The organism is Mycobacterium sp. 236(2023) (assembly GCF_029623955.1).
GTDB lineage: Bacteria > Actinomycetota > Actinomycetes > Mycobacteriales > Mycobacteriaceae > Mycobacterium.
On sequence record NZ_JARSBP010000003.1, the window covers coordinates 874235 to 893403 of the forward strand.

Annotated in this window: 21 protein-coding genes; 15 read left to right on the forward strand and 6 right to left on the reverse strand. The window is 67.5% G+C overall.

The features are described from left to right. Positions 1–17 precede the first annotated feature (17 nt). Positions 18–461 (forward strand): RDD family protein, encoded by a 444-nt coding sequence (locus P9A17_RS15520; RefSeq protein WP_278039520.1) that lies wholly within the window; start codon positions 18–20, stop codon positions 459–461. Here P9A17_RS15520 and P9A17_RS15525 read toward each other — a convergent pair. Continuing rightward, complete coding sequence (locus P9A17_RS15525; RefSeq protein ID WP_278039521.1) at positions 458–1636, reverse strand: acyl-CoA dehydrogenase family protein; 1179 nt, start codon at positions 1634–1636, stop codon at positions 458–460. The two genes, P9A17_RS15520 and P9A17_RS15525, sit on opposite strands and share 4 nt — an antisense overlap. Before the next feature lie 31 nt (positions 1637–1667). On the opposite strand from P9A17_RS15525, the gene P9A17_RS15530 reads away from it, so the two are divergent. Next, entirely contained in the window at positions 1668–2846 is a 1179-nt protein-coding gene (locus P9A17_RS15530) for a cystathionine gamma-synthase (protein WP_278039522.1), read from the forward strand. On the opposite strand, the gene P9A17_RS15535 is transcribed toward P9A17_RS15530, so the two are convergent. The 3 genes from P9A17_RS15535 to P9A17_RS15545 all read right to left on the reverse strand — a co-directional run bounded on the left by P9A17_RS15535 (position 2843) and on the right by P9A17_RS15545 (position 4697). Continuing rightward, on the reverse strand, positions 2843–3514 hold the full coding sequence (locus P9A17_RS15535) for a GPP34 family phosphoprotein (RefSeq protein ID WP_278039523.1): 672 nt from the start codon (positions 3512–3514) through the stop codon (positions 2843–2845). The genes P9A17_RS15530 and P9A17_RS15535 overlap by 4 nt on opposite strands. Before the next feature lie 38 nt (positions 3515–3552). Then, positions 3553–4047 (reverse strand): transcription elongation factor GreA, encoded by a 495-nt coding sequence (gene greA / locus P9A17_RS15540; protein WP_278039524.1) that lies wholly within the window; start codon positions 4045–4047, stop codon positions 3553–3555. 227 nt (positions 4048–4274) lie between these two features. Continuing rightward, entirely contained in the window at positions 4275–4697 is a 423-nt protein-coding gene (locus P9A17_RS15545) for a DUF4307 domain-containing protein (protein ID WP_278039525.1), read from the reverse strand. Between the two features lie 117 nt (positions 4698–4814). Between P9A17_RS15545 and mca the strand changes: the two genes are divergently transcribed. From mca to P9A17_RS15565, 4 genes are read left to right on the forward strand one after another with little or no spacing between them, the layout of a single operon-like run. Further along, positions 4815–5687 (forward strand): mycothiol conjugate amidase Mca, encoded by an 873-nt coding sequence (gene mca / locus P9A17_RS15550; protein ID WP_278039526.1) that lies wholly within the window; start codon positions 4815–4817, stop codon positions 5685–5687. Beyond that, the gene (locus P9A17_RS15555) at positions 5684–5971 is read left to right on the forward strand and encodes a hypothetical protein (protein WP_278039527.1); all 288 of its coding nucleotides are present in this window, start codon (positions 5684–5686) and stop codon (positions 5969–5971) included. Before mca ends, P9A17_RS15555 begins: the two co-directional genes overlap by 4 nt. Then, positions 5958–7955: a thioredoxin domain-containing protein gene (locus tag P9A17_RS15560; protein WP_278039528.1), complete on the forward strand. Its 1998-nt coding sequence runs from the start codon at positions 5958–5960 to the stop codon at positions 7953–7955. The genes P9A17_RS15555 and P9A17_RS15560 overlap by 14 nt, the downstream gene beginning before the upstream one ends. 10 nt (positions 7956–7965) lie before the next feature. Further along, positions 7966–8334 carry a nuclear transport factor 2 family protein gene (locus P9A17_RS15565; protein WP_278039529.1) on the forward strand — a complete coding sequence of 123 codons (369 nt, stop codon included), beginning with the start codon at positions 7966–7968 and terminating at the stop codon, positions 8332–8334. A gap of 51 nt (positions 8335–8385) precedes the next feature. Here the strand turns inward: P9A17_RS15565 and P9A17_RS15570 are convergent, their stop codons facing one another. After that, positions 8386–9126 (reverse strand): hemolysin III family protein, encoded by a 741-nt coding sequence (locus P9A17_RS15570; RefSeq protein ID WP_278039530.1) that lies wholly within the window; start codon positions 9124–9126, stop codon positions 8386–8388. A 56-nt stretch (positions 9127–9182) separates the two neighbouring features. On the opposite strand from P9A17_RS15570, the gene P9A17_RS15575 reads away from it, so the two are divergent. The 4 genes from P9A17_RS15575 (at position 9183) to P9A17_RS15590 (ending at position 12303) form a co-directional block, all read left to right on the forward strand. Next, positions 9183–9980, forward strand: a complete 798-nt coding sequence (locus tag P9A17_RS15575) for a (2Z,6E)-farnesyl diphosphate synthase (RefSeq protein ID WP_278039531.1) — start codon at positions 9183–9185, stop codon at positions 9978–9980. 1 nt (position 9981) lies between these two features. After that, positions 9982–11331: a hypothetical protein gene (locus P9A17_RS15580; RefSeq protein WP_278039532.1), complete on the forward strand. Its 1350-nt coding sequence runs from the start codon at positions 9982–9984 to the stop codon at positions 11329–11331. 69 nt (positions 11332–11400) lie between these two features. Beyond that, complete coding sequence (locus P9A17_RS15585; protein WP_278039533.1) at positions 11401–11817, forward strand: hypothetical protein; 417 nt, start codon at positions 11401–11403, stop codon at positions 11815–11817. 84 nt (positions 11818–11901) lie between these two features. Then, the gene (locus P9A17_RS15590) at positions 11902–12303 is read left to right on the forward strand and encodes a hypothetical protein (protein ID WP_278039534.1); all 402 of its coding nucleotides are present in this window, start codon (positions 11902–11904) and stop codon (positions 12301–12303) included. Positions 12304–12369: 66 nt separating this feature from the next. Here the strand turns inward: P9A17_RS15590 and coaA are convergent, their stop codons facing one another. Continuing rightward, positions 12370–13320, reverse strand: a complete 951-nt coding sequence (gene coaA, locus P9A17_RS15595; protein ID WP_278039535.1) for a type I pantothenate kinase — start codon at positions 13318–13320, stop codon at positions 12370–12372. Positions 13321–13350: 30 nt separating this feature from the next. Here coaA and P9A17_RS15600 point away from each other — a divergent pair, with 30 nt between their 5' ends. From P9A17_RS15600 to P9A17_RS15620, 5 genes are all read left to right on the forward strand, one after another. Beyond that, positions 13351–14547, forward strand: a complete 1197-nt coding sequence (locus tag P9A17_RS15600; RefSeq protein WP_278039536.1) for a DUF885 domain-containing protein — start codon at positions 13351–13353, stop codon at positions 14545–14547. Positions 14548–14565: 18 nt separating this feature from the next. Next, positions 14566–16029 carry a glycine hydroxymethyltransferase gene (locus tag P9A17_RS15605; RefSeq protein WP_278039537.1) on the forward strand — a complete coding sequence of 488 codons (1464 nt, stop codon included), beginning with the start codon at positions 14566–14568 and terminating at the stop codon, positions 16027–16029. Positions 16030–16094: 65 nt separating this feature from the next. Next, positions 16095–16922: an acyl-ACP desaturase gene (locus P9A17_RS15610; protein ID WP_278039538.1), complete on the forward strand. Its 828-nt coding sequence runs from the start codon at positions 16095–16097 to the stop codon at positions 16920–16922. Positions 16923–17125: 203 nt separating this feature from the next. Continuing rightward, a complete protein-coding gene (locus P9A17_RS15615) occupies positions 17126–18436 on the forward strand; it encodes a PhoH family protein (protein ID WP_278039539.1) in 1311 nt (436 codons plus the stop codon). Further along, entirely contained in the window at positions 18433–19167 is a 735-nt protein-coding gene (locus P9A17_RS15620; RefSeq protein ID WP_278039540.1) for a polysaccharide deacetylase family protein, read from the forward strand. The genes P9A17_RS15615 and P9A17_RS15620 overlap by 4 nt, the downstream gene beginning before the upstream one ends. Positions 19168–19169: the final 2 nt, after the last annotated feature.

Genomic DNA, 19169 nt, shown 5'->3' on the forward strand with positions numbered 1-19169 from the left:
TGAGGTACACGCGATGGTTGACGCGACTCGGGGCATCGGTGATCGATGCGACCCCGGTGTTCGTCGCCTGGATCGTCTGGGATGTGGTCGCCATCGGTAGTGCACCCACCGAGTGTGTGACCTACGACAACGGCGGAGTGTCCTGCACGGCGACCCATTCCTCGGCGGGTGCGGTCGCAGCGGTCCTGGTGGTCCTGTTCACCGTGTCCTATGTCGCGTGGAACTTCGGCTACCGCCAGGGGCGCACCGGCTCAAGCTTCGGCAAGTCGGTGATGGGTTTCCGGGTGGTCAGCGAAAGGACCTGGCAACCCGTCGGATTCGGGGCGTCGGTGCTGCGTCAGGTCGTTCACCTCGTCGACGCGGTGTGCTGCGGCATCGGCTTCCTCTTCCCGCTGTGGGACGCGAAACGACAGACGCTGGCGGACAAGTTGATGGGCACGGTGTGCGTGCCGGTGCGCTAGCGGAACGCGCTCACCCCGGTCAAGGCCTCGCCGATCACCAACTGATGTACCTCGGACGTGCCCTCGTACGTGAGCACCGACTCCAGATTGTTGGCGTGCCGCAGCACCGGATACTCGAGGGTGATCCCGTTGGCGCCCAACAGGGTTCGGCACTGGCGGGCGATCTTGATGGCCTCGCGGACATTGTTGAGCTTGCCGACGCTGACCTGCTCGGGGCGGATACGTCCGCCGTCCTTGAGCCGGCCCAGATGTAGTGCGAGCAGCTGCGCTTTGCCCAGTTCGACCGCCATGTCGGCGATCTTCGCCTGTGTGAGTTGGTATCCCGCCAGCGGCTTGTCGAACACTTCGCGGGTGCCGACGTAGTCCAGCGTCGCCTCCAGGCAGTCTCGCGCCGCGCCGACGGCCCCGAACACGATCCCGAACCGCGCCTCCGACAGACAGGCCAGCGGGCCGGAAAGACCGCGCGCGCCGGGAAGTTTCGCGTCGTCGGGCAACCGCACGTCGTCAAGGCTGAACTCCGATGTCACCGATGCCCGCAACGACATCTTGTGGGTCATCGCCCTGGCCGAGAATCCCGGCGTCGACGTCGGTACCGCGAACCCAACGACACCCTCGTCGGCGCGCGCCCACACGATCGCGACATCGGCGACCGACGCGTTCGTGATCCACATCTTGGAGCCGTTGAGGATCCAGTCCGAGCCGTCGCGGCGCGCCGTGGTCCGCATCCCGCCCGGATTCGATCCGAAGTCGGGTTCGGTCAGGCCGAAGCAGCCGATCAGTTCACCCGCCGCCATGCCGGGTAGCCACTGCTCCCGCTGCTCCTCGCTGCCCCAGTGGTGGATGGCGAACATGGCCAGCGAGCCCTGCACCGACACCAGGCTGCGCAGCCCGCTGTCGACGGCCTCCAGCTCCTGGCACACCAGGCCGTAGGCCGTCGCTGTCGACCCGCCGCAGCCGTAGCCCGTCAGGTGCATGCCGAGCAACCCGAGCTTGCCGATCTCGACGGCGAGCTCGCGGACAGGGACCTCCCCGGACTCGAACCACTCGGCGATGTGCGGACGCAGCCGCTGCTCGCCGAACTCGCGGACCATCGTGCGCAGGTCGCGGTCCTCCTCACTCAGCAGGGAGTCGAGGTCGAGAAGGGTTTCGATCGATGTGGTCGCAGCGGTAGACATGACCAAGTTCTACACCGCTAGCCTTGGTTGTATGAGTGAGAAGCGCAGCGCAGCCGACCACTACCGCGCCTACGGTCACGCCACCAAGGCCATTCATGCAGGCTTCCGGCCTGACCCTGCCACCGGCGCCGTCAACGCCCCCATCTATGCGAGCTCGACGTTCGCCCAGGACGGTGTCGGCGGGCTGCGCGGAGGATTCGAGTACGCACGCACCGGAAACCCCACGCGGGCAGTCCTGGAATCGTCGCTCGCCGCGGTCGAGGGAGCGTCTTACGGCCGTGCGTTCAGCTCCGGCATGGCGGCCACCGACTGCGTACTGCGGGCGGTGCTGCGTCCCGGCGACCATGTCGTGATCCCCGACGACGCCTACGGCGGCACATTCCGGCTCATCGACAAGGTCTTCAGCCAGTGGGGAATCAGCTACACGGCCGTCGCGCTGTCGAACCTCGATCATGTGCGCGCGGCCGTCACCCATCTCACCAAACTCATCTGGATCGAGACGCCGACCAACCCGCTGCTGTCCATCGCCGACATCGCGGAGATCTCCGCCATCGGTGTCGAAAAGAACGCGAAGGTGTTGGTGGACAACACGTTTGCCTCGCCGGCACTGCAGCAGCCGCTGTCGCTGGGTGCCGACATCGTGCTGCATTCGACGACGAAGTACATCGGCGGGCACTCCGACGTCGTCGGGGGAGCTCTGCTCACCAACGACGAGGCCCTCGACGAGGCCTTCGCGTTCCTGCAGAACGGCGCGGGCGCGGTGCCGGGGCCCTTCGATGCCTACCTGACGATCCGCGGCCTCAAGACGTTGCCGCTGCGGATGCAGCGACACAGTGAAAATGCCGCCGCGATAGCGCAATTCCTCGATGGCCATCCCGCCGTCGCCTCCGTGCTGTACCCCGGGCTGCCGTCGCATCCGGGGCACGAGGTCGCCGCCAAACAGATGAGTGGTTTCGGCGGGATGGTGTCGGTGCGGCTCAAGGGTGGGCCTCAGGCGGCCCGTGACTTCTGTGCCCGCACAGACATTTTCATCCTCGCGGAGTCACTCGGCGGGGTCGAGTCGCTGATCGAGTACCCCGGTGCGATGACGCACGCGTCGACGGCGGGTTCGCAGCTGGAGGTGCCCGACGACCTGGTGCGGCTGTCTGTCGGCATCGAGGACGTCGCGGACCTTCTCGGCGACGTCGAACAGGCGCTCGGCGCCCGCTAGGACAGCTGCGTCAGCGCCTGCCGGACCGCGGACGCGGTGACCGCTAGATTCACCTCTGGCAGTGCTGTCGGTGATTCGTCAACCCAACTGCCACTGGCGATTTCGCCGGCACGAGCATGGACCCAGCGCCAGCCGCGGTCGTTGAGGCTCAGTAGCGCACCGAGACCGTCGACGGCGTGCAGCACGGTGATGATCGCGGCCGTCGCCGGTGCGGGCGGCTTGCGGTCGAACAGCGCCGCCATCAACGCGGCACGGGCCGAGGCGACGCGCTCACGATCGGTCAGCGGAAACGCGCGGGTCCGGCGCAACAGCTTGGCCCGCTTGGTGGTCGAGCGGATCTCACCGGACTGTTCCAGGTGTGCGACGAGCCGGTCCTGGGTGTCCCTGGCCAGTCTCTTGATCGCGGCGTCCGGACGCAGCGGCTTGGTCTGCAGCAGCTCGAACGCCGGAGCCACCACCGGATCGACGGGTCCTGCCGCGTCGAGCGCGACCAGGCGGCCGGGCTGGACCGGCTCACCGTCGACGGCGGGACGGACGCGGCATGCCAGCGCCAGATCGAGCAGCGATGCTGCGGCCAGCACGTGGTCGCGGCGCGCGCTGTCGAGAGCAGGCTCGGCAGAAGCGTTGTCCAGGAGCAGCAGAAACAGGTCCTCTGCGATCTGGGCCATGCGGCAGAGACTAGCCCGGCGTCACCGGGCCTGCCGAATCAGTTGTGGTAGGGCTCGGCGCTGACCAGCGTCACCTTGACGGTGCTGCCGCTGGGCACGGTGTAGGACCGCGACTCGCCGACCTTGGCGTCGATCAGGGCGCCACCGAGCGGTGAATTGGGGGAGTAGACCTCGAGCTTGCCGTCGCTGACGCCCTGCTCACGGGTGCCGATCAGGAACGTCTCGCTGTCCTTCTCGTCGTCGTCGTAGTAGACCTTGACGACCGATCCGGGCAGTGCGATACCCGACTGCTTGGGGGCCTCGCCGACCTTGGCGTTGTTCAGCAGCTCCTGCAGCTGGCGGATGCGGGCTTCTTCCTGGCCCTGCTGCTCGCGGGCGGCGTGGTAGCCGCCGTTCTCGCGCAGGTCGCCCTCTTCGCGTCGATCGTTGATCTCGGCGGCGATGACGGGGCGGTTGGCGATCAGCTGGCCGAGTTCGGCATTCAGCCTGTCGTAGGAATCTTCGGTAAGCCAGGTGACCTGGGTGTCGGTCATGTCGCGCTCCTGTCGTCGTTGCTTCCGCGCATTACGGTGTGGAAGTTTCGGTAAACACGGCGCCGGGCGCTGCCAAGCGTGTATTGCCGCACTCGAGCTTCGTTTCTGAGCTCCAAAATGCAGCAATACACGGCCCCAGCAGGAACCGTGTATCGGTCCACCATACCACCGGCGGGCCACCGGAACTTCACGATTTCGCAGGCAAGCGTTTGTTGCGCTGACGCCCGCTAGGACTCCACGAGATAGCCGGGCACGTCGGTTCCGCATCCGTAGACGTCGCCCATCACCGCGGGTTTACTCGACTTCACGGTGGTCGTGACCTGCACCGTCACGGCGTCCGACGGGGGCACCAGAACCTCGCGCCGCCCGGATTCGTCGCCGTCGAGAGACTTCGCCCGCACGATGCACACCACCGGCAGCGACGGATCGTCGCGCGTCACGCTGATGGTGACGTCGACGGTGTTCGTGTCGATGAGCTTGTAGCCGGCCATCTCGCCCTCGACGGGGTTGGAGCCCAGACGGCTGAATGCGACGGCGGCGATGACGACGCCGAGCACGACCACCAGTGCGGTCAGCCCGATCGCAATCCGGCGGCCGGTGCGCCGGCTCATTCGCTGGCGCCCGTAGCGGGCGGTGGGACGCTCGATCATCTCGTTTTGCATGCCCGTCGGTCGGATGGGTCTACTAGACCTGGAACTATAAAGCCACCCACGTGGTTGAACTGATGCGTGAGTGCCGAAGCAGATGACCAGCTAAGAAGGACCAGCTTGAGCGAACTGCGGTTGATGGCCGTACACGCGCACCCGGACGACGAGTCCAGCAAGGGTGCCGCGGCGATGGCGCGCTACGTCGACGAGGGCGTTCGGGTGATGGTCGTGACGCTGACGGGCGGGGAGCGCGGGGACATCCTCAACCCCGCCATGGATCTGCCCGAGGTGCACGGCCGGATCCACGAGATCCGGATCGACGAGATGGCCCGCGCCGCCGAGATCCTCGGCGTCGAGCACCACTGGCTCGGGTTCGTCGATTCCGGACTGCCCGAAGGTGATCCGCTGCCGCCGCTGCCCGAGGGCTGTTTTGCGCTGGAACCGCTGGAGAAGCCGACCGAGGCGCTCGTCAAGGTGATTCGCGACTTCAAACCGCACGTCATGACGACCTACGACGAAAACGGCGGTTATCCGCACCCCGACCACATCAAGTGTCATCAGGTGTCGGTCGCCGCCTACGAGGCCGCGGCCGATCATTTTCTCTATCCCGATGCGGGGCAGCCGTGGAGTGTGCACAAGCTGTACTACAACCACGGCTTCCTGCGGCAGCGGATGCAGGTGCTGCAGGACGAGTTCGCCAAGCACGGCGAAGAGGGACCGTTCGCGAAGTGGCTGGAGAAGTGGGACCCCGAGGACGACGTCCTCGACAAGCGGGTGACGACGCGGATCGAGTGCTCCAAGTACTTCGCTCAGCGTGACGAGGCTCTGCTGGCACACGCCACACAGATCGATCCGAAGAGCTTCTTCTTCACGACACCGATGGAATGGCAGCAACGGCTCTGGCCGACCGAAGAGTTCGAACTGGCCCGGTCGCGCGTGCCGGTGGAGCTGCCCGAGACCGACCTTTTCGCCGGGATAGAAGGACGCGAGTGAACGAAACGATGATGCTGGGCCTGGAGTTCATGACGGGTCTGCTGGCGCAGGACGAGCCACGCCAGACCGGTCCCGACTTCGGCAAGGCCAGCCCGGTCGGGCTCATCATCATCGTGCTGCTGCTGATCGCCGTCTTCCTGCTGGTGTGGTCGATGAACAAGCACCTCAAGCGGTTGCCCAAGTCGTTCGCGAAGGATGAGGCGACCGCCGACGGCGCTCCGGACGTCGATCCCGAGGTGACCACCGAGAACCCGGCCGACGGGACGAAACGTGAGTCGCCCTGACGGCAATGCGCTGGCCGATGCCACCAGCCCGTATCTGAGGCAGCACGCCGACAACCCGGTGCACTGGCAGCAGTGGTCTTCCGACGCGCTGGCGCACGCCGCGCAACGCGACGTGCCGATCCTGTTGTCGATCGGGTATGCGGCCTGCCACTGGTGTCACGTGATGGCCCACGAGTCGTTCGAGGATGCCGAAGTCGCCGCCGTCGCGAACGAGAACTTCGTGTGCATCAAGGTCGACCGCGAGGAGCGTCCCGACCTCGACGCGGTCTACATGAACGCCACCGTGGCGATGACCGGCCAGGGTGGCTGGCCGATGACGTGCTTCCTGACTCCGGACGGCCGCCCGTTCTTCTGCGGTACGTACTACCCCAAACCGCGCTTCCTCCAGCTTCTGGCCGCGGTCACCGAGACGTGGCGAACGCGCCGTGCCGAAGTGGAGGAGACGTCGGACAACATCGCCGGCGAGTTGCGCTCGATGGCATCGGGTCTGCCCGGCGGCGGCCCCCCGGTGCAGCCCGAGCTGTGCGACGACGCCGTGGCAGCCGTGTTACGCGATGAGGACACCGCCAACGGCGGCTTTGGCGGTGCGCCCAAGTTTCCGCCGTCCGCTCTTCTCGAGGCGTTGCTGCGCCATCACGAACGGACCGGGTCGCCGGCGTCCCTGGCGACCGCGGCCCGCGCCCTCGACGCGATGGCCCGCGGCGGCATCTACGATCAGCTGGCCGGCGGCTTCGCCCGCTACAGTGTCGACTCCTCGTGGGTGGTACCGCATTTCGAGAAGATGCTGTACGACAACGCGCAGCTGCTGCGGGTCTACGCGCATTGGGCGCGTCGCACCGGAGATCCGTTGGCGCTGCGGATCGCCGATGAAACGGCGCGGTTCCTCCTCGACGATCTTCGCCGCGACGGGATGTTCGTCTCATCGCTGGACGCCGACACCACAGGTGTCGAAGGGCTGACCTACGTCTGGACGCCGGCGCAGCTTGTCGACGTGCTCGGTAAGGACGACGGGCGTTGGGCAGCAACAGTTTTGGGTGTCACCGCAGGCGGGACGTTCGAGCACGGGATGTCGGTGCTCCAGCTGCGGGCCGACCCGGGCGACGCGGATCGGTACGAGCGGGTGCGGTCGGGGTTGCGGGCCGCCCGCCGGGACCGGCCGCAGCCCCCGCGCGACGACAAGGTGATCGCGGCGTGGAACGGGCTTGCGATCACCGCGCTGACCGAAGCGGCCTTCACTCTGAATCGCCCCGAATATCTCAGTGCGGCAACAGAATGCGCACATTCTCTGCTCGACCTGCACATGGTCGACGGGAGGCTGCGGCGGTCCAGCCTCGGCGGCGTGGTGGGCGACAGCGTGGCGATCCTCGAAGACCATGCCGCGGTGGCGACGGCGCTGCTGACTCTGCATCAGGCCACGGGTGCGCCGGGCTGGCTCGACGCGGCCATCCCATTGCTGGATCTGGCGCTCGACCATTTCACCGATCCCGCCGAGCCCGGCCGATGGTTTGACGTCGCCGACGACGCCGAGCAGCTGGTGCTGCGACCGGCCGACCCGACCGACGGCGCGACGCCGTCCGGCGCATCGCTGATCGCCGAGGCGTTGCAGCTGGCGGCTCATCTCGCCCCCGAAGCGAACCGGTACGCGACCGGCGCCGACGCGACGCTCTCAAGCGTCACAATGCTTCTCGCGCGGGCGCCCCGCTCGGCGGGGCATTGGCTGGCGGTCGCCGAGGCGGCTGTGCGCGGACCCATCCAGATCGCCGTCGCGTGCGAGGGCCCGGATTCCCCACTGCTGGCCGCCGCCCGCGCGATGGCTCCGGGAGGAGCCGTCGTCGTGGGCGGGGCGATGGACTCGTCGGAACTCCTTCGCGACCGGCCTCGGGTGCGGGGTCTCGACGCCGCCTACGTCTGCCGCGGGCGGGTGTGCGACCTGCCCGTCACGACGGCCGAGGAACTCGCTGACGCCCTGGGGCCATCCGTGTAGCGTGCGGCGCATGAGCTTCGAGCCCGACGTCCTGCAAGGTTTCGTCCAGCGCTATCTCGACACGGTTGCCGGCGGCAGCGCCGAAGCCGTCGCCGCGCTCTACGCCGAGGACGCCACCCTCGAGGATCCGGTCGGTGGTGGCGAGGTGCACATCGGCCGCCAAGCCATTGCCGGCTTCTACAAGGTGATGGAGGGCGGCGAGATCAAGACCGAGCTGCTGAACTTCCGGGCGGGCGGCACCGAGGCGGCGTTCGTCTTTGCCATCACCGTCGGTGGCGCGATGCGCATCGAGCCGATCGAGGTCATGACGTTCAACGCCGACAGCCAGATCACGTCGATGAAGGCCTACTGGGGCCCGCAGAACATCACCCAGCTGTAGCGGTTTCGGCGTGCGCAGTTGCGCTCAGCGCGACCAGCCACGCCGAAATCCCTAGAAGACGGCGAACCACATCGCGATGTAGTGGCAGATCGCCGCGACCGCGGTGCACGCGTGGAAGAACTCGTGATGCCCGAACGTCGTCGGCCACGGGTTCGGCCACTTCAGCGCGTACAGCACGCCGCCGATCGAATACAGGGCACCGCCGACGACCAGCAGAACCACGGCCGCCACGCCGGCGCCCTGCATGATCGGGCCGATGAACCACACCGCCACCCAGCCCAGCAGGATGTAGAGCGGGACGCCGAGCCAGCGGGGCGATGACGGCCACAGCATCTTGAGCGCCACACCTGCGAGCGCTCCGCCCCAGACGATCCAGAACAGCATCATGCCGTCATCGCCGGGCACCGCCAGCAGCGCGAACGGCGTATAGCTGCCCGCGATGAACACGAAGATCATCGAGTGGTCGGCGCGTTTCATCCATTTGCGCGCGTTCACCGATGTCCAGTTCACCCGGTGATAGACCCCGCTCACGGTGAACATCGCCACAATCGTGAACGTGTAGATCAACGTGGCGATGCCGGCCCGCAGCGACTCCACCGACCACGACACGGCAACCAGCGCAGCCCCCGCGATGACGGCGATGACCGCCGAATACACGTGGATCCAGCCGCGCAATCGCGGCTTACCCAGGAACTGGGCAACACCTTCGGCGACCGCCTCGGGAAGGTCTTCCGCCGGCCGAGGCTTCCCCGGCGAATCGGCTGTGTACCAAGGTTCGAGCGATGTCGGCATTTCACCTCCGCTGACTGGCCTTTGGGCTTCCTCGCGCCACAGTAGTCTTGAATATCGTGGACCTCATTCCGCGGCGACTCAAGGAGCCGATGTACCGGCTCTACGAGATGCGGCTGCGCCAGGGGCTCATTCCTGCACGCTCCGACCTCCCGCGACACATCGCCGTGCTGTGTGACGGCAACCGGCGCTGGGCTCGGGAGACAGGCCACGACGACGTCGCCTACGGGTACCGCGTCGGTGCCAGCAAGATCGCCGAGATGCTGCGCTGGTGCCAGGAAGCCGGCATCGAGATGGCGACGGTGTACCTGCTGTCCACCGAGAACCTCCAGCGCGATCCGGACGAACTCAGCTCACTGATCGACATCATCACCGACGTCGTCGAGGAGATCTGCGCACCGGCCAACCAGTGGAGTGTGCGCACCGTCGGCGACCTGGAGCTGATCGGCGAGGAACCCGCCCGCCGACTGCGCAACGCGGTGAGCTCGACGGGTTCCGTGGCTCCTGCAGGTGCGTTTCATGTCAACGTCGCCGTCGGATACGGCGGACGCCAGGAGATCGTCGACGCGGTCCGCGCCCTGCTCGGCAAGGAGCTCGCCAACGGTGTCAGCGGCGACAAGCTGATCGAAGCCGTCACCGCCGAGGCGATCTCGGAGAACCTGTACACCTCCGGCCAGCCCGACCCGGATCTGGTGATCCGCACGTCGGGGGAGCAGCGGCTCTCGGGCTTCCTGCTGTGGCAGAGCGCGTATTCGGAGATGTGGTTCACCGAGGCCTACTGGCCGGAGTTCCGGCGTGTGGACTTCCTGCGAGCGCTTCGCGACTACAGCGCCAGGCACCGACGCTACGGTCGCTGACATGGTCGCCCTGTCCGCGCTGGTGTTCGCACTGAGCTGGTGGCTGGGGCTGTATCTGCTCGCCCGCGATCCCCGCAAGCTCGTCCTCGTCTTCGCGGCGACCGGGCTGACGAGCTTCGCGATGGTCGTCGCACTGGACGCGGTGCGGCTGATCAGTGGGTCGGAAATGCTGAGCCAGTTCGAGATCTACCTGGTCGCCGTGCCGGGTATCGCGTGGTTCGCGGTGCTGTTGGAGTTGTCCCGGCCCCGCGACACGTGGCGCAGCCGCGCCGGCGAAGCCGGCCTGGTGGCGTGCGTGGCGGTCGTCGCGTTCCTCGGCGCGGCGATGGCCGGTGATGTCGAGGGTCCGTTGCGGCTCGGGCACTGGGTGATGCTCGCGGCGGTGTCGGTGCCGTCGCTCGGGGCGATGATCCACGCGGCGGTCCGGCGATCCCAGCCGCGTCCGGTGGTGCGTTTCATCGTGATCGCCACGCTGTTCTTCGCACTCGGCAACGCCATCCTCATCATCCCGCTCGGCCTGGTGCCCAGCTGGCTGGCGCTGGCGTCGACCGGCTTCGACGTCGCGCTGCTCGGTATCGCAGTCGCGATCGGTGACGCGTTCGACGAAGGCCAGGCGCTGCGCAACGACATGCTGCGCTCGTTCATCGGCACGTCGGTCGTCGCCGTCCTGTTCGGCGGGCAGCTGCTCATCGCGCTCGCCGTGGCCGGGCAGACCACCACCCTGGCCGTCCTGCTGTTCACCAGCCTGGGCATCGCGATCGCGATCAACGTGCTCGCCGATCCGCTGGCCGGGCTGCTCGACCGCCTCGCGTTCTCGCGGTCGCCTGATCTGCGCGCCGACCGCGCCGCGCTGCGCAGCACGGAGGCAGCACTGCCTCTGCGTTCGGCGAGCCCGCTCGACGGGATGGACGAAGACACGTTCGTGCGGGTCACCCGCCGGGCACTCGGCCACTACGGCGATCTGTCCAAGCTCGTCGCGAGCCCGCTGACCGCGCTGCCTGTCATCGACGACCGTCTGGCGCTGCGTGGCGCTCCGGACCAGCCGACAGAACGCGCCAACGAGCTGCGTGCGCTGCTGGCCGAACGCATCGCCGGTCTCAAGCCCCGCGACGGTGCCGACTTCGGGACCACCGAGCAGTGGCGTCACTACAACTCGCTGTACTTCCCGTACGTCGTCGGCGTGCGCGCCTACGCGCAGAACGCGACGGCCGCCGGACTCGACCCGCTGGCCCGGCAGGCGTGGCAGTGGTTCGTCACCGAGGTGCCGCAGCGGTCCTTGCACAACTGGCAGAACGCCGCTGCACGCGTCATCGCCATCGACCTTCGAAGCAACCTCGTCACAGTGCTCTGACCTGCGCCTGGCAGTAACTGGCAGTGTCCGGTGTGGATCTGGCAGTGCCCGCTGCGGACCGTAGGTGACATGACCGCCATCACCACCCGGCACCGACCGGCAACACACAGCGACACGCAGCTGCTGCGCTTCGCGATGCGCGCCGACGCCACGCTGTGCGCAGGTCTCGGGTTGTTCGTCGCAATGGCTGCCGACCCTCTGGCACGGTTGTCCGGCCTGACCGCGACGGCCGAGTGGATCGCCGGTGCCGCGCTCGTCGCCTACGGTGCGCTGCTCTACTGCGCCGCCCGGCTTCGTGACATCCGTCGCGTCGGGTTGGCCGTGCTCGCCGGGAATGTGGCCTTCACCGCGGCCGTCGCTGGTGTCCTCGCGGCAGGTTGGCTTCCTCTGACCCCCTTCGGTGTCGCGGCGACCGTCGCGTTCACCGCCGTCACGGTGGGCTTCGCCTACCTGCAGTACCTCGGGGTGCGCCGCACCCCCGCATGACTGGTCCGGAGTCGTCGTCCTGAGAGGCCGGGGCGCCGACTCCGGCACCGGTCGAAACCCATCACCCCCCGAAAGGAACGCACGATGACCGCAATTACCGCACCCGCCACCGATGCCAGGAGTGGATTGCTTCGTTACGCGATGCGCCTCGACGCCGTGCTCGTCGGCATCACCGGCATCCCGTTCGTCGCCGCCGCCGACTGGCTGTCGTCGGTGACCGGTGCTCCGGTGGCTGTCGAATACGGGCTCGGCGTGTTCTTCCTCGTCTACGGCGTCGTCGTCTACTGGCTCGCCGGCCGCGACCACGTCAAGCCCGGCGGTATCGCCACCATTGCCATGAACGCGCTGTTCACCGTCGGCTTCGTGGCTGCCGAAGCGTCGGGCATCTGGCCGCTGACGACGTGGGGCATCGCCCTGTTCCTCGGAGGGGCGCTCTACACCGCGGTGATCGGCACCGTGCAGTACATCGGGCTGCGCCGCATCTAGCGCCCGACACCGTCGACTTGTTGTCGCGATTTCACCGAAATCCGCGCAACAAGTCGACGGTCGTCGTCAGAGCTTGCGCAGGCGCAGCCGGTTGATGGAGTGGTCGGAGTCCTTGCGCAGCACCAGCGTTGCGCGCGGCCGGGTCGGCAGGATGTTGTCGATCAGGTTGGGCCGGTTGATCGAATGCCAGATGTCGCGTGCGGCGAAGACCGCCTGCTCGTCGGTCAGCGTCGAGTAGTGGTGGAAGTGCGACGCCGGATCGGCGAACGCGCCCGCGCGCATCGACAGGAAGCGGGAGATGTACCAGTTCTCGATGTCCTCGATGCGCGCGTCGACGTAGACGGAGAAGTCGAACAGGTCCGACACCATCAGCGCCGGACCCGTCTGCAGCACGTTGAGGCCTTCGAGGATCAGGATGTCGGGGTGCTCGATGATCTGCTTCTCGCCCGGAACGATGTCGTAGAGCAGATGTGAGTACACCGGCGCGCACGCCACGTCGGCACCCGACTTCACCGCCGTGACGAACCGCATCAACCCCCTGCGGTCATAACTCTCGGGAAAACCCTTGCGGTGCATCAAGTTCCGACGGCTCAGCTCCGAGTTCGAATACAGGAAGCCGTCGGTGGTGACGAGGTCGACGCGCGGGTGGTGTTCCCAGCGGGCCAGCAGCGCCTGCAGCACGCGGGCCGTCGTCGACTTGCCCACGGCCACGCTGCCCGCCACGCCGATGACGAACGGCACAGGGCGATCAGGGTTCTGGCTCGGTTCGCCGCTGGAGTCGCCCAGGAAGTGCGCGGTCGTCGCGAACAGCGCCTGACGCGCCGCCACCTGGAGGTGGATCAGCCGCGCCAGCGGCAGGTAGACCTCTTCGACCTCGAGAAGATCGATCTTCTCGCCGAGGCCCCGCAGCCGGACGAGCTCGTCCTCGGTGAGTTTCAGCGGCGTCGACATCCGCAGAGCCCGCCACTGAGCCCGGTCGAACTCCACGTAGGGGCTGGGTTCGCTCAGCCGCGCCATGGGCACAGTCTTGCAGTTAGCTTGTTACATATGGAGCCCGGCACCCTGATCCGTGAATACCTGTTGCTCGGCTTGCGCTTCGACAGGGTCGAGGAAGGCTACGTCGATTCGTTCACCGGTGACCCTGCACTCAAGCGCGAGGTGGCCGCCGAACCTCAGCCCGACCCCGCCGATCTGGTGCGTCAGGCCGAGCGTCTGCTCTCCGAGCTGCCCGCCGGGCTGGAGGAGCCGCGCGCGGCGTTCGTCGGCTCCCACCTGCGCGCGCTCGCCTGCGCGGGCCGCAAGTTCGCCGGCGAGGAGGTGGGTTTCGTCGACGAGGTCGAGGCCTACTTCGACGTCCGGATCAGCAAGGGCGACCCGGAGCGTTACCGGGAGGCGCACGCCAAGCTCGACGCTGCGCTCGGCGGGACGGGTCCGCTGGCCGAGCGGATCCAAGCCCACCGCACCGCCGAGGAAATCCCGCCCGCCCGGCTGGAAGAGGCCATCCACGCGTTCTCCAGCGCGCTGCGCGACAAGGTACGTGCCACGTTTCCGCTGCCCGAGCGCGAGACCATCACCTACGAGGTCGTCACCGACAAGCCGTGGTCGGGCTTCAACTACTACAAGGGCGACTACCAGTCGACGGTCGCCGTCAACGCCGATCTCAAGCAGCAGATGTCGAACCTGCCCCGGCTGGTCGCCCACGAGTCCTATCCCGGCCACCACACCGAGCACTGCCGGAAAGAGGCCGGTCTCGTCGAGGGCAAGGGCCACGGCGAGCAGACGATCTTCCTCGTCAACACCCCGCAGTGCCTGATGGCCGAGGGGCTGGCCGATCTGGCGCTGTATGCGGCGGTGGGTCCGGGGTGGGGGAGTTGGGCCTCCGACATCTACGCCGACCTCGGGCTGCGCTTCGACGGCGAACGCGCCGAGGCGATCTCGGAGGCGACGGCAGCGTTGGCCGACGTCCGCCAGGATGCGGCGCTGATGCTGCACGATGAGCACCGCAGCGCCGACGACGTCGCCGACTTCCTGAAGACGTGGCTGCTCACCAGCGACGAGCGGGCGCGCCAATCGCTGCGGTTCTTGTCGTCGCCGTTGTGGCGGGCCTACACGAGCACCTATGTGGAGGGGTACCGCCTGCTGCGCGGCTGGCTGGACGCCCGGCCCGACGGTGTGACATTGACGCAACGGTTCGGGACGCTCCTCGACGAGCCGCTGATCCCGTCGTCACTGCGTGCCGCCTGAACGTTTAGGCTCGCAGGCATGACTGCAACGTCTGCCTCCGGCCACGGTGCCGAGTACGCCGCCACCGCGAGCGAGGCCTACCAGGCCGCGCTGCGGGTGATCGAGTCCGTCGAGCCACGCATCGCCGACGCCACGCGCAAAGAGCTTGCCGATCAACGGGATTCGCTGAAGCTGATCGCCAGCGAGAATTACGCGTCACCTGCCGTCCTGCTGACGATGGGCACCTGGTTCTCCGACAAGTACGCCGAAGGCACCGTCGGGCACCGGTTCTACGCGGCCTGCCAGAACGTCGACACCGTCGAAGCGCTCGCCGCCGAGCATGCCCGGGAACTGTTCGGGGCGCCCTACGCCTACGCACAGCCGCACTCGGGAATCGACGCGAACCTGGTCGCGTACTGGGCGATCCTGGCCACCAAGGTGGAGGCTCCGGGCCTGGCCGAACTGGGCGCTAAGCACGTCAACGACCTCTCCGAAGCCGACTGGGAGAGCCTGCGCGCCAAGCTCGGCAACCAGCGCCTGCTGGGCATGTCGCTGGACACCGGCGGGCACCTGACGCACGGCTTCCGGCCCAACATCTCGGGCAAGATGTTCCACCAGCGCCAGTACGGAACGGACCCGACCACGGGCTTCATCGACTACGACGCCGTCGCCGCCGCGGCGCGCGAGTTCAAGCCGCTGGTGCTCGTCGCGGGCTACTCGGCGTATCCGCGGCGGGTGAACTTCGCGAAGATGCGCGAGATCGCCGATGAGGTCGGCGCGACGCTGATGGTCGACATGGCGCACTTCGCCGGTCTGGTGGCCGGCAAGGTGTTCACCGGCGACGAGGATCCGGTGCCGCACGCGCACGTCACGACGACGACGACCCACAAGTCGCTGCGAGGCCCGCGCGGTGGCCTGATCCTGGCCACCGAGGAGTACGCACCCGCGGTCGACAAGGGGTGCCCGATGGTGCTCGGCGGTCCGCTGTCGCACGTGATGGCCGCCAAGGCCGTCGCGCTGGCCGAGGCCCGCCAGCCCGCGTTCCAGCAGTACGCCCAGGCGGTCGCCGACAATGCGCAATCGTTGGCGGACGGCTTCGTCAAGCGTGATGCCGGGCTGGTCACCGGTGGCACCGACAACCATCTCGTGCTTCTGGATGTGACGTCGTTCGGGCTGACCGGCCGTCAGGCCGAATCGGCGCTGCTGGACGCCGGCATCGTCACCAACCGCAACGCGATCCCCGCCGACCCCAACGGCGCCTGGTACACCAGCGGCATCCGTTTCGGCTCGCCCGCGCTGACCACCCGCGGCTTCGGCGCCGACGATTTCGACCGCGTCGCCGAGCTGGTCGTCGAGGTGCTGTCGAACACGCAGCCGACGGCGGGGCCGAACGGGCCGTCGAAGGCCAAGTACGCGATCGCCGACGGGGTGGCTGCTCGGGTGCATGCGGCGGCTTCGGAGTTGCTCGACGCGAACCCGCTGTATCCAGGGCTGACGCTCTAGCCGAGGCCGCGGCGTGTCGGAATCGGAATTTTACGATTCCCACAGAATTGGGTTACTGTAACCGCATGGCACAGAAACCTGTCGCTAATGCGTTGACCCTCGAACTCGAGCCCGTCGTGCAGGAGGAACTCCGGCGCCACCTCGACACCGAGGAGATCTGGTTCGCCCACGACTACGTGCCGTTCGACCAGGGTGAGAACTTCGCGTTCCTCGGGGGCCGCGACTGGGACGCATCGCAGGTGACCCTGCCCAGGCACGTCACCGACGCGCTCGAGATCTTGCTGATCACGAAGGACAACCTCGCCGGATTCCACCGCGAGTTCGTCGAGCACTTCCTCCTCGAAGCCAAGTGGGGCCGTTGGATGGGACGCTGGACCGCCGAAGAGCATCTGCACGCGGTCGCGTTGCGCAACTACCTCGTGGTCACTCGTGAGGTCGACCCGTCCGCGAACGAGGACGTCCGCGTCGAACACGTGATGAAGGGCTACCGCGCCGACAGTTACAGCCAGATCGAGACGCTGGCCTTCATGGCGATGTGGGAGCGGGCGCACGCGGTCTTCTGCCGCAACCTCGAAGCGCAGATCTCCGAGCCGGTGCTCAAGGGCCTGATCGGACGGATCGCCAACGACGAGGAGCGTCACGAGGAGTTCTTCGCCAACCTCGTCGGCCACTGCCTGACCTATGCGCGCGACGAGACCATCGACGCCATCGCGAGCCGTGCCGCCGGTCTCGACGTCGTCGGCGGGGACATCGACGCCTACCAGGACAGGGTGGCCAACGTCGCCGCCGCGGGCATCTTCGACCGCGATCAGCTGAGCAAAGTCATCGCCGACCGGATCGCCGCGTGGGGTCTCGCGGACGAGCCCCGTCTGGCACAGTTCACCGGCTCGTAACGCACGCGTCTTTCGGACACGGCGCGCCGAGAAGGCGCGATTGCTGCACCGGGAGTAGCGTCATTCCCGATGGCTAGCGACATGCTCTGCTGTCCGGGCGGTCCAGTTTCGAAAGGACCGGCCCCGGTCCTGAGACCGCTTGTGTGTCCACCGAGTAGCTCGTGTGGGGCCGCACGAACACGCGCAGCCTCAAGGAGCGCTACGTGACTGATTCGCTTCGGACCTACGTGCTCGATACCTCCGTGTTGTTGTCCGATCCCTGGGCGATCACGCGGTTCGCCGAACACGAAGTCGTGGTTCCACTGGTGGTCATCAGCGAACTGGAGGCTAAACGCCACCACCATGAGTTGGGTTGGTTCGCCCGCCAGTCTCTGCGGATGTTCGATGATCTACGCCTGGAACACGGACGACTGGATCAGCCGATTCCTGTTGGGACACAAGGCGGCACGCTTACCGTCGAGCTCAACCACAGCGACCCCACGGTGCTGCCCGCCGGGTTCCGCAACGACAGCAACGACGCCCGCATCCTCACCGTCGCTGCCAACCTCGCCGCAGAGGGCAAACACGTCACGCTGGTTTCCAAGGACATCCCGCTGCGCGTCAAGGCCGGTGCCGTCGGCTTGCATGCCGACGAGTACCACGCCCAGGATGTCGTGACGTCCGGCTGGACCGGCATGGCCGAGGTCGAGGTGCCCAGCGAGGACATCGACACGCTGTTCGCCGAAGGCGAGATCGACCTCGAGTCCGCCCGCGATCTCCCGTGCCACACCGGAGTTCGCTTGCTGGGCAGCAACTCTCACGCTCTGGGCCGCGTCAACCCCGACAAGAAGGTGCAGCTGGTCCGCGGTGACCGCGAAGTGTTCGGCCTCCGGGGAAGGTCAGCCGAACAACGCGTCGCCCTCGATCTGCTGCTCGACGAATCGGTCGGCATCGTGTCGCTCGGCGGCAAGGCGGGCACCGGCAAATCGGCGCTCGCCCTGTGCGCCGGTCTGGAAGCCGTTCTGGAGCGTCGCACGCAGCGCAAGGTCGTCGTCTTCCGTCCGCTCTACGCCGTCGGCGGCCAGGATCTCGGCTACCTGCCCGGCAGCGAGAGCGAGAAGATGGGCCCGTGGGCTCAGGCCGTGTTCGACACCCTGGAAGGTCTGGCCAGCCCGGCCGTCCTGGAAGAGGTGCTCTCGCGCGGCATGCTCGAAGTGCTGCCGCTGACCCACATCCGCGGCCGGTCCCTGCACGACTCGTTCGTGATCGTCGACGAGGCCCAGTCGCTGGAGCGCAACGTGCTGCTGACGGTGTTGTCGCGGCTCGGCGCCGGCTCGCGTGTCGTGCTGACCCACGATGTGGCGCAACGGGACAACCTCCGTGTCGGTCGCCATGACGGTGTTGCCGCGGTGATCGAGAAGCTGAAGGGCCATCCGCTGTTCGCGCACATCACGCTGCTGCGCAGTGAGCGGTCGCCGATCGCGGCTCTGGTCACCGAGATGCTCGAGGAGATCAGCCCGAACGCCCTGCCATGACGAAGCGATTTCGGCGTGCTCGGTCGCGGTCAGCGCGACTGCGCACGCCGAAATCGCTCGTGGTCCTTGCGTTGGTGTTGGGTGTGCCGGTGCCGGTTGCCGGCGCTGACCTCGTCGACTGCTCGCGGGTCAAGTGCGTGGCGTTGACGTTCGACGACGGGCCCGCACCCGACACCGACCGGCTGCTGCAGATACTGCAGGCCAACGGCGCAGCCGCCACGTTCTTCCTGCGCGGCGACAAGGTGGCGGCCGATCCGGCGGCCGCGCGGCGGATTGCCCAGGCGGGCATGGAGATCGGCAACCACACGTGGTCGCACCCCGACCTGACGACGCTGCCTCCGTCCGAGGTCGCGACGCAATGGAGTCGGGCGACCGACGCGATCCAGGCGGCGACGGGTCGGCGGCCGACGCTGATGCGTGCCCCGTTCGGGGCGATCGACGACGCGATCCTGGCCGAGGCCGACCGACAGGGTCTCGCGGGGATCAGTTGGGACATCAACCCGTTCGACTACCGGAACGAGACGAACACCGCCGCCACCCGGGACGCCCTGATGACGCAGATCCGGCCGCACACCGTGGTGCTGCTGCACGACATCTTCGCGTCGACCGTCGACCTGATGAGCCGCGTCGTCCCCGAACTCGAGGCGGACGGCTACCACCTGGTGACCGTCTCGCAACTCCTCGGCCCGCGCGCTCCCGGCAGCCTCTACGGCAGCCGCGAACGGGCGTGACG

Coding starts and splice junctions, on each gene's coding strand:
- P9A17_RS15525 (WP_278039521.1), bottom strand. CDS start 1,636: ATGTCTACCGCTGCGACCACATCGATCGAAACCCTTCTCGACCTCGAC.
- P9A17_RS15530 (WP_278039522.1), top strand. CDS start 1,668: ATGAGTGAGAAGCGCAGCGCAGCCGACCACTACCGCGCCTACGGTCAC.
- P9A17_RS15535 (WP_278039523.1), bottom strand. CDS start 3,514: ATGGCCCAGATCGCAGAGGACCTGTTTCTGCTGCTCCTGGACAACGCT.
- greA (WP_278039524.1), bottom strand. CDS start 4,047: ATGACCGACACCCAGGTCACCTGGCTTACCGAAGATTCCTACGACAGG.
- P9A17_RS15545 (WP_278039525.1), bottom strand. CDS start 4,697: ATGATCGAGCGTCCCACCGCCCGCTACGGGCGCCAGCGAATGAGCCGG.
- P9A17_RS15565 (WP_278039529.1), top strand. CDS start 7,966: ATGAGCTTCGAGCCCGACGTCCTGCAAGGTTTCGTCCAGCGCTATCTC.
- P9A17_RS15570 (WP_278039530.1), bottom strand. CDS start 9,126: ATGCCGACATCGCTCGAACCTTGGTACACAGCCGATTCGCCGGGGAAG.
- P9A17_RS15580 (WP_278039532.1), top strand. CDS start 9,982: ATGGTCGCCCTGTCCGCGCTGGTGTTCGCACTGAGCTGGTGGCTGGGG.
- P9A17_RS15585 (WP_278039533.1), top strand. CDS start 11,401: ATGACCGCCATCACCACCCGGCACCGACCGGCAACACACAGCGACACG.
- P9A17_RS15590 (WP_278039534.1), top strand. CDS start 11,902: ATGACCGCAATTACCGCACCCGCCACCGATGCCAGGAGTGGATTGCTT.
- coaA (WP_278039535.1), bottom strand. CDS start 13,320: ATGGCGCGGCTGAGCGAACCCAGCCCCTACGTGGAGTTCGACCGGGCT.
- P9A17_RS15600 (WP_278039536.1), top strand. CDS start 13,351: ATGGAGCCCGGCACCCTGATCCGTGAATACCTGTTGCTCGGCTTGCGC.
- P9A17_RS15605 (WP_278039537.1), top strand. CDS start 14,566: ATGACTGCAACGTCTGCCTCCGGCCACGGTGCCGAGTACGCCGCCACC.
- P9A17_RS15610 (WP_278039538.1), top strand. CDS start 16,095: ATGGCACAGAAACCTGTCGCTAATGCGTTGACCCTCGAACTCGAGCCC.
- P9A17_RS15620 (WP_278039540.1), top strand. CDS start 18,433: ATGACGAAGCGATTTCGGCGTGCTCGGTCGCGGTCAGCGCGACTGCGC.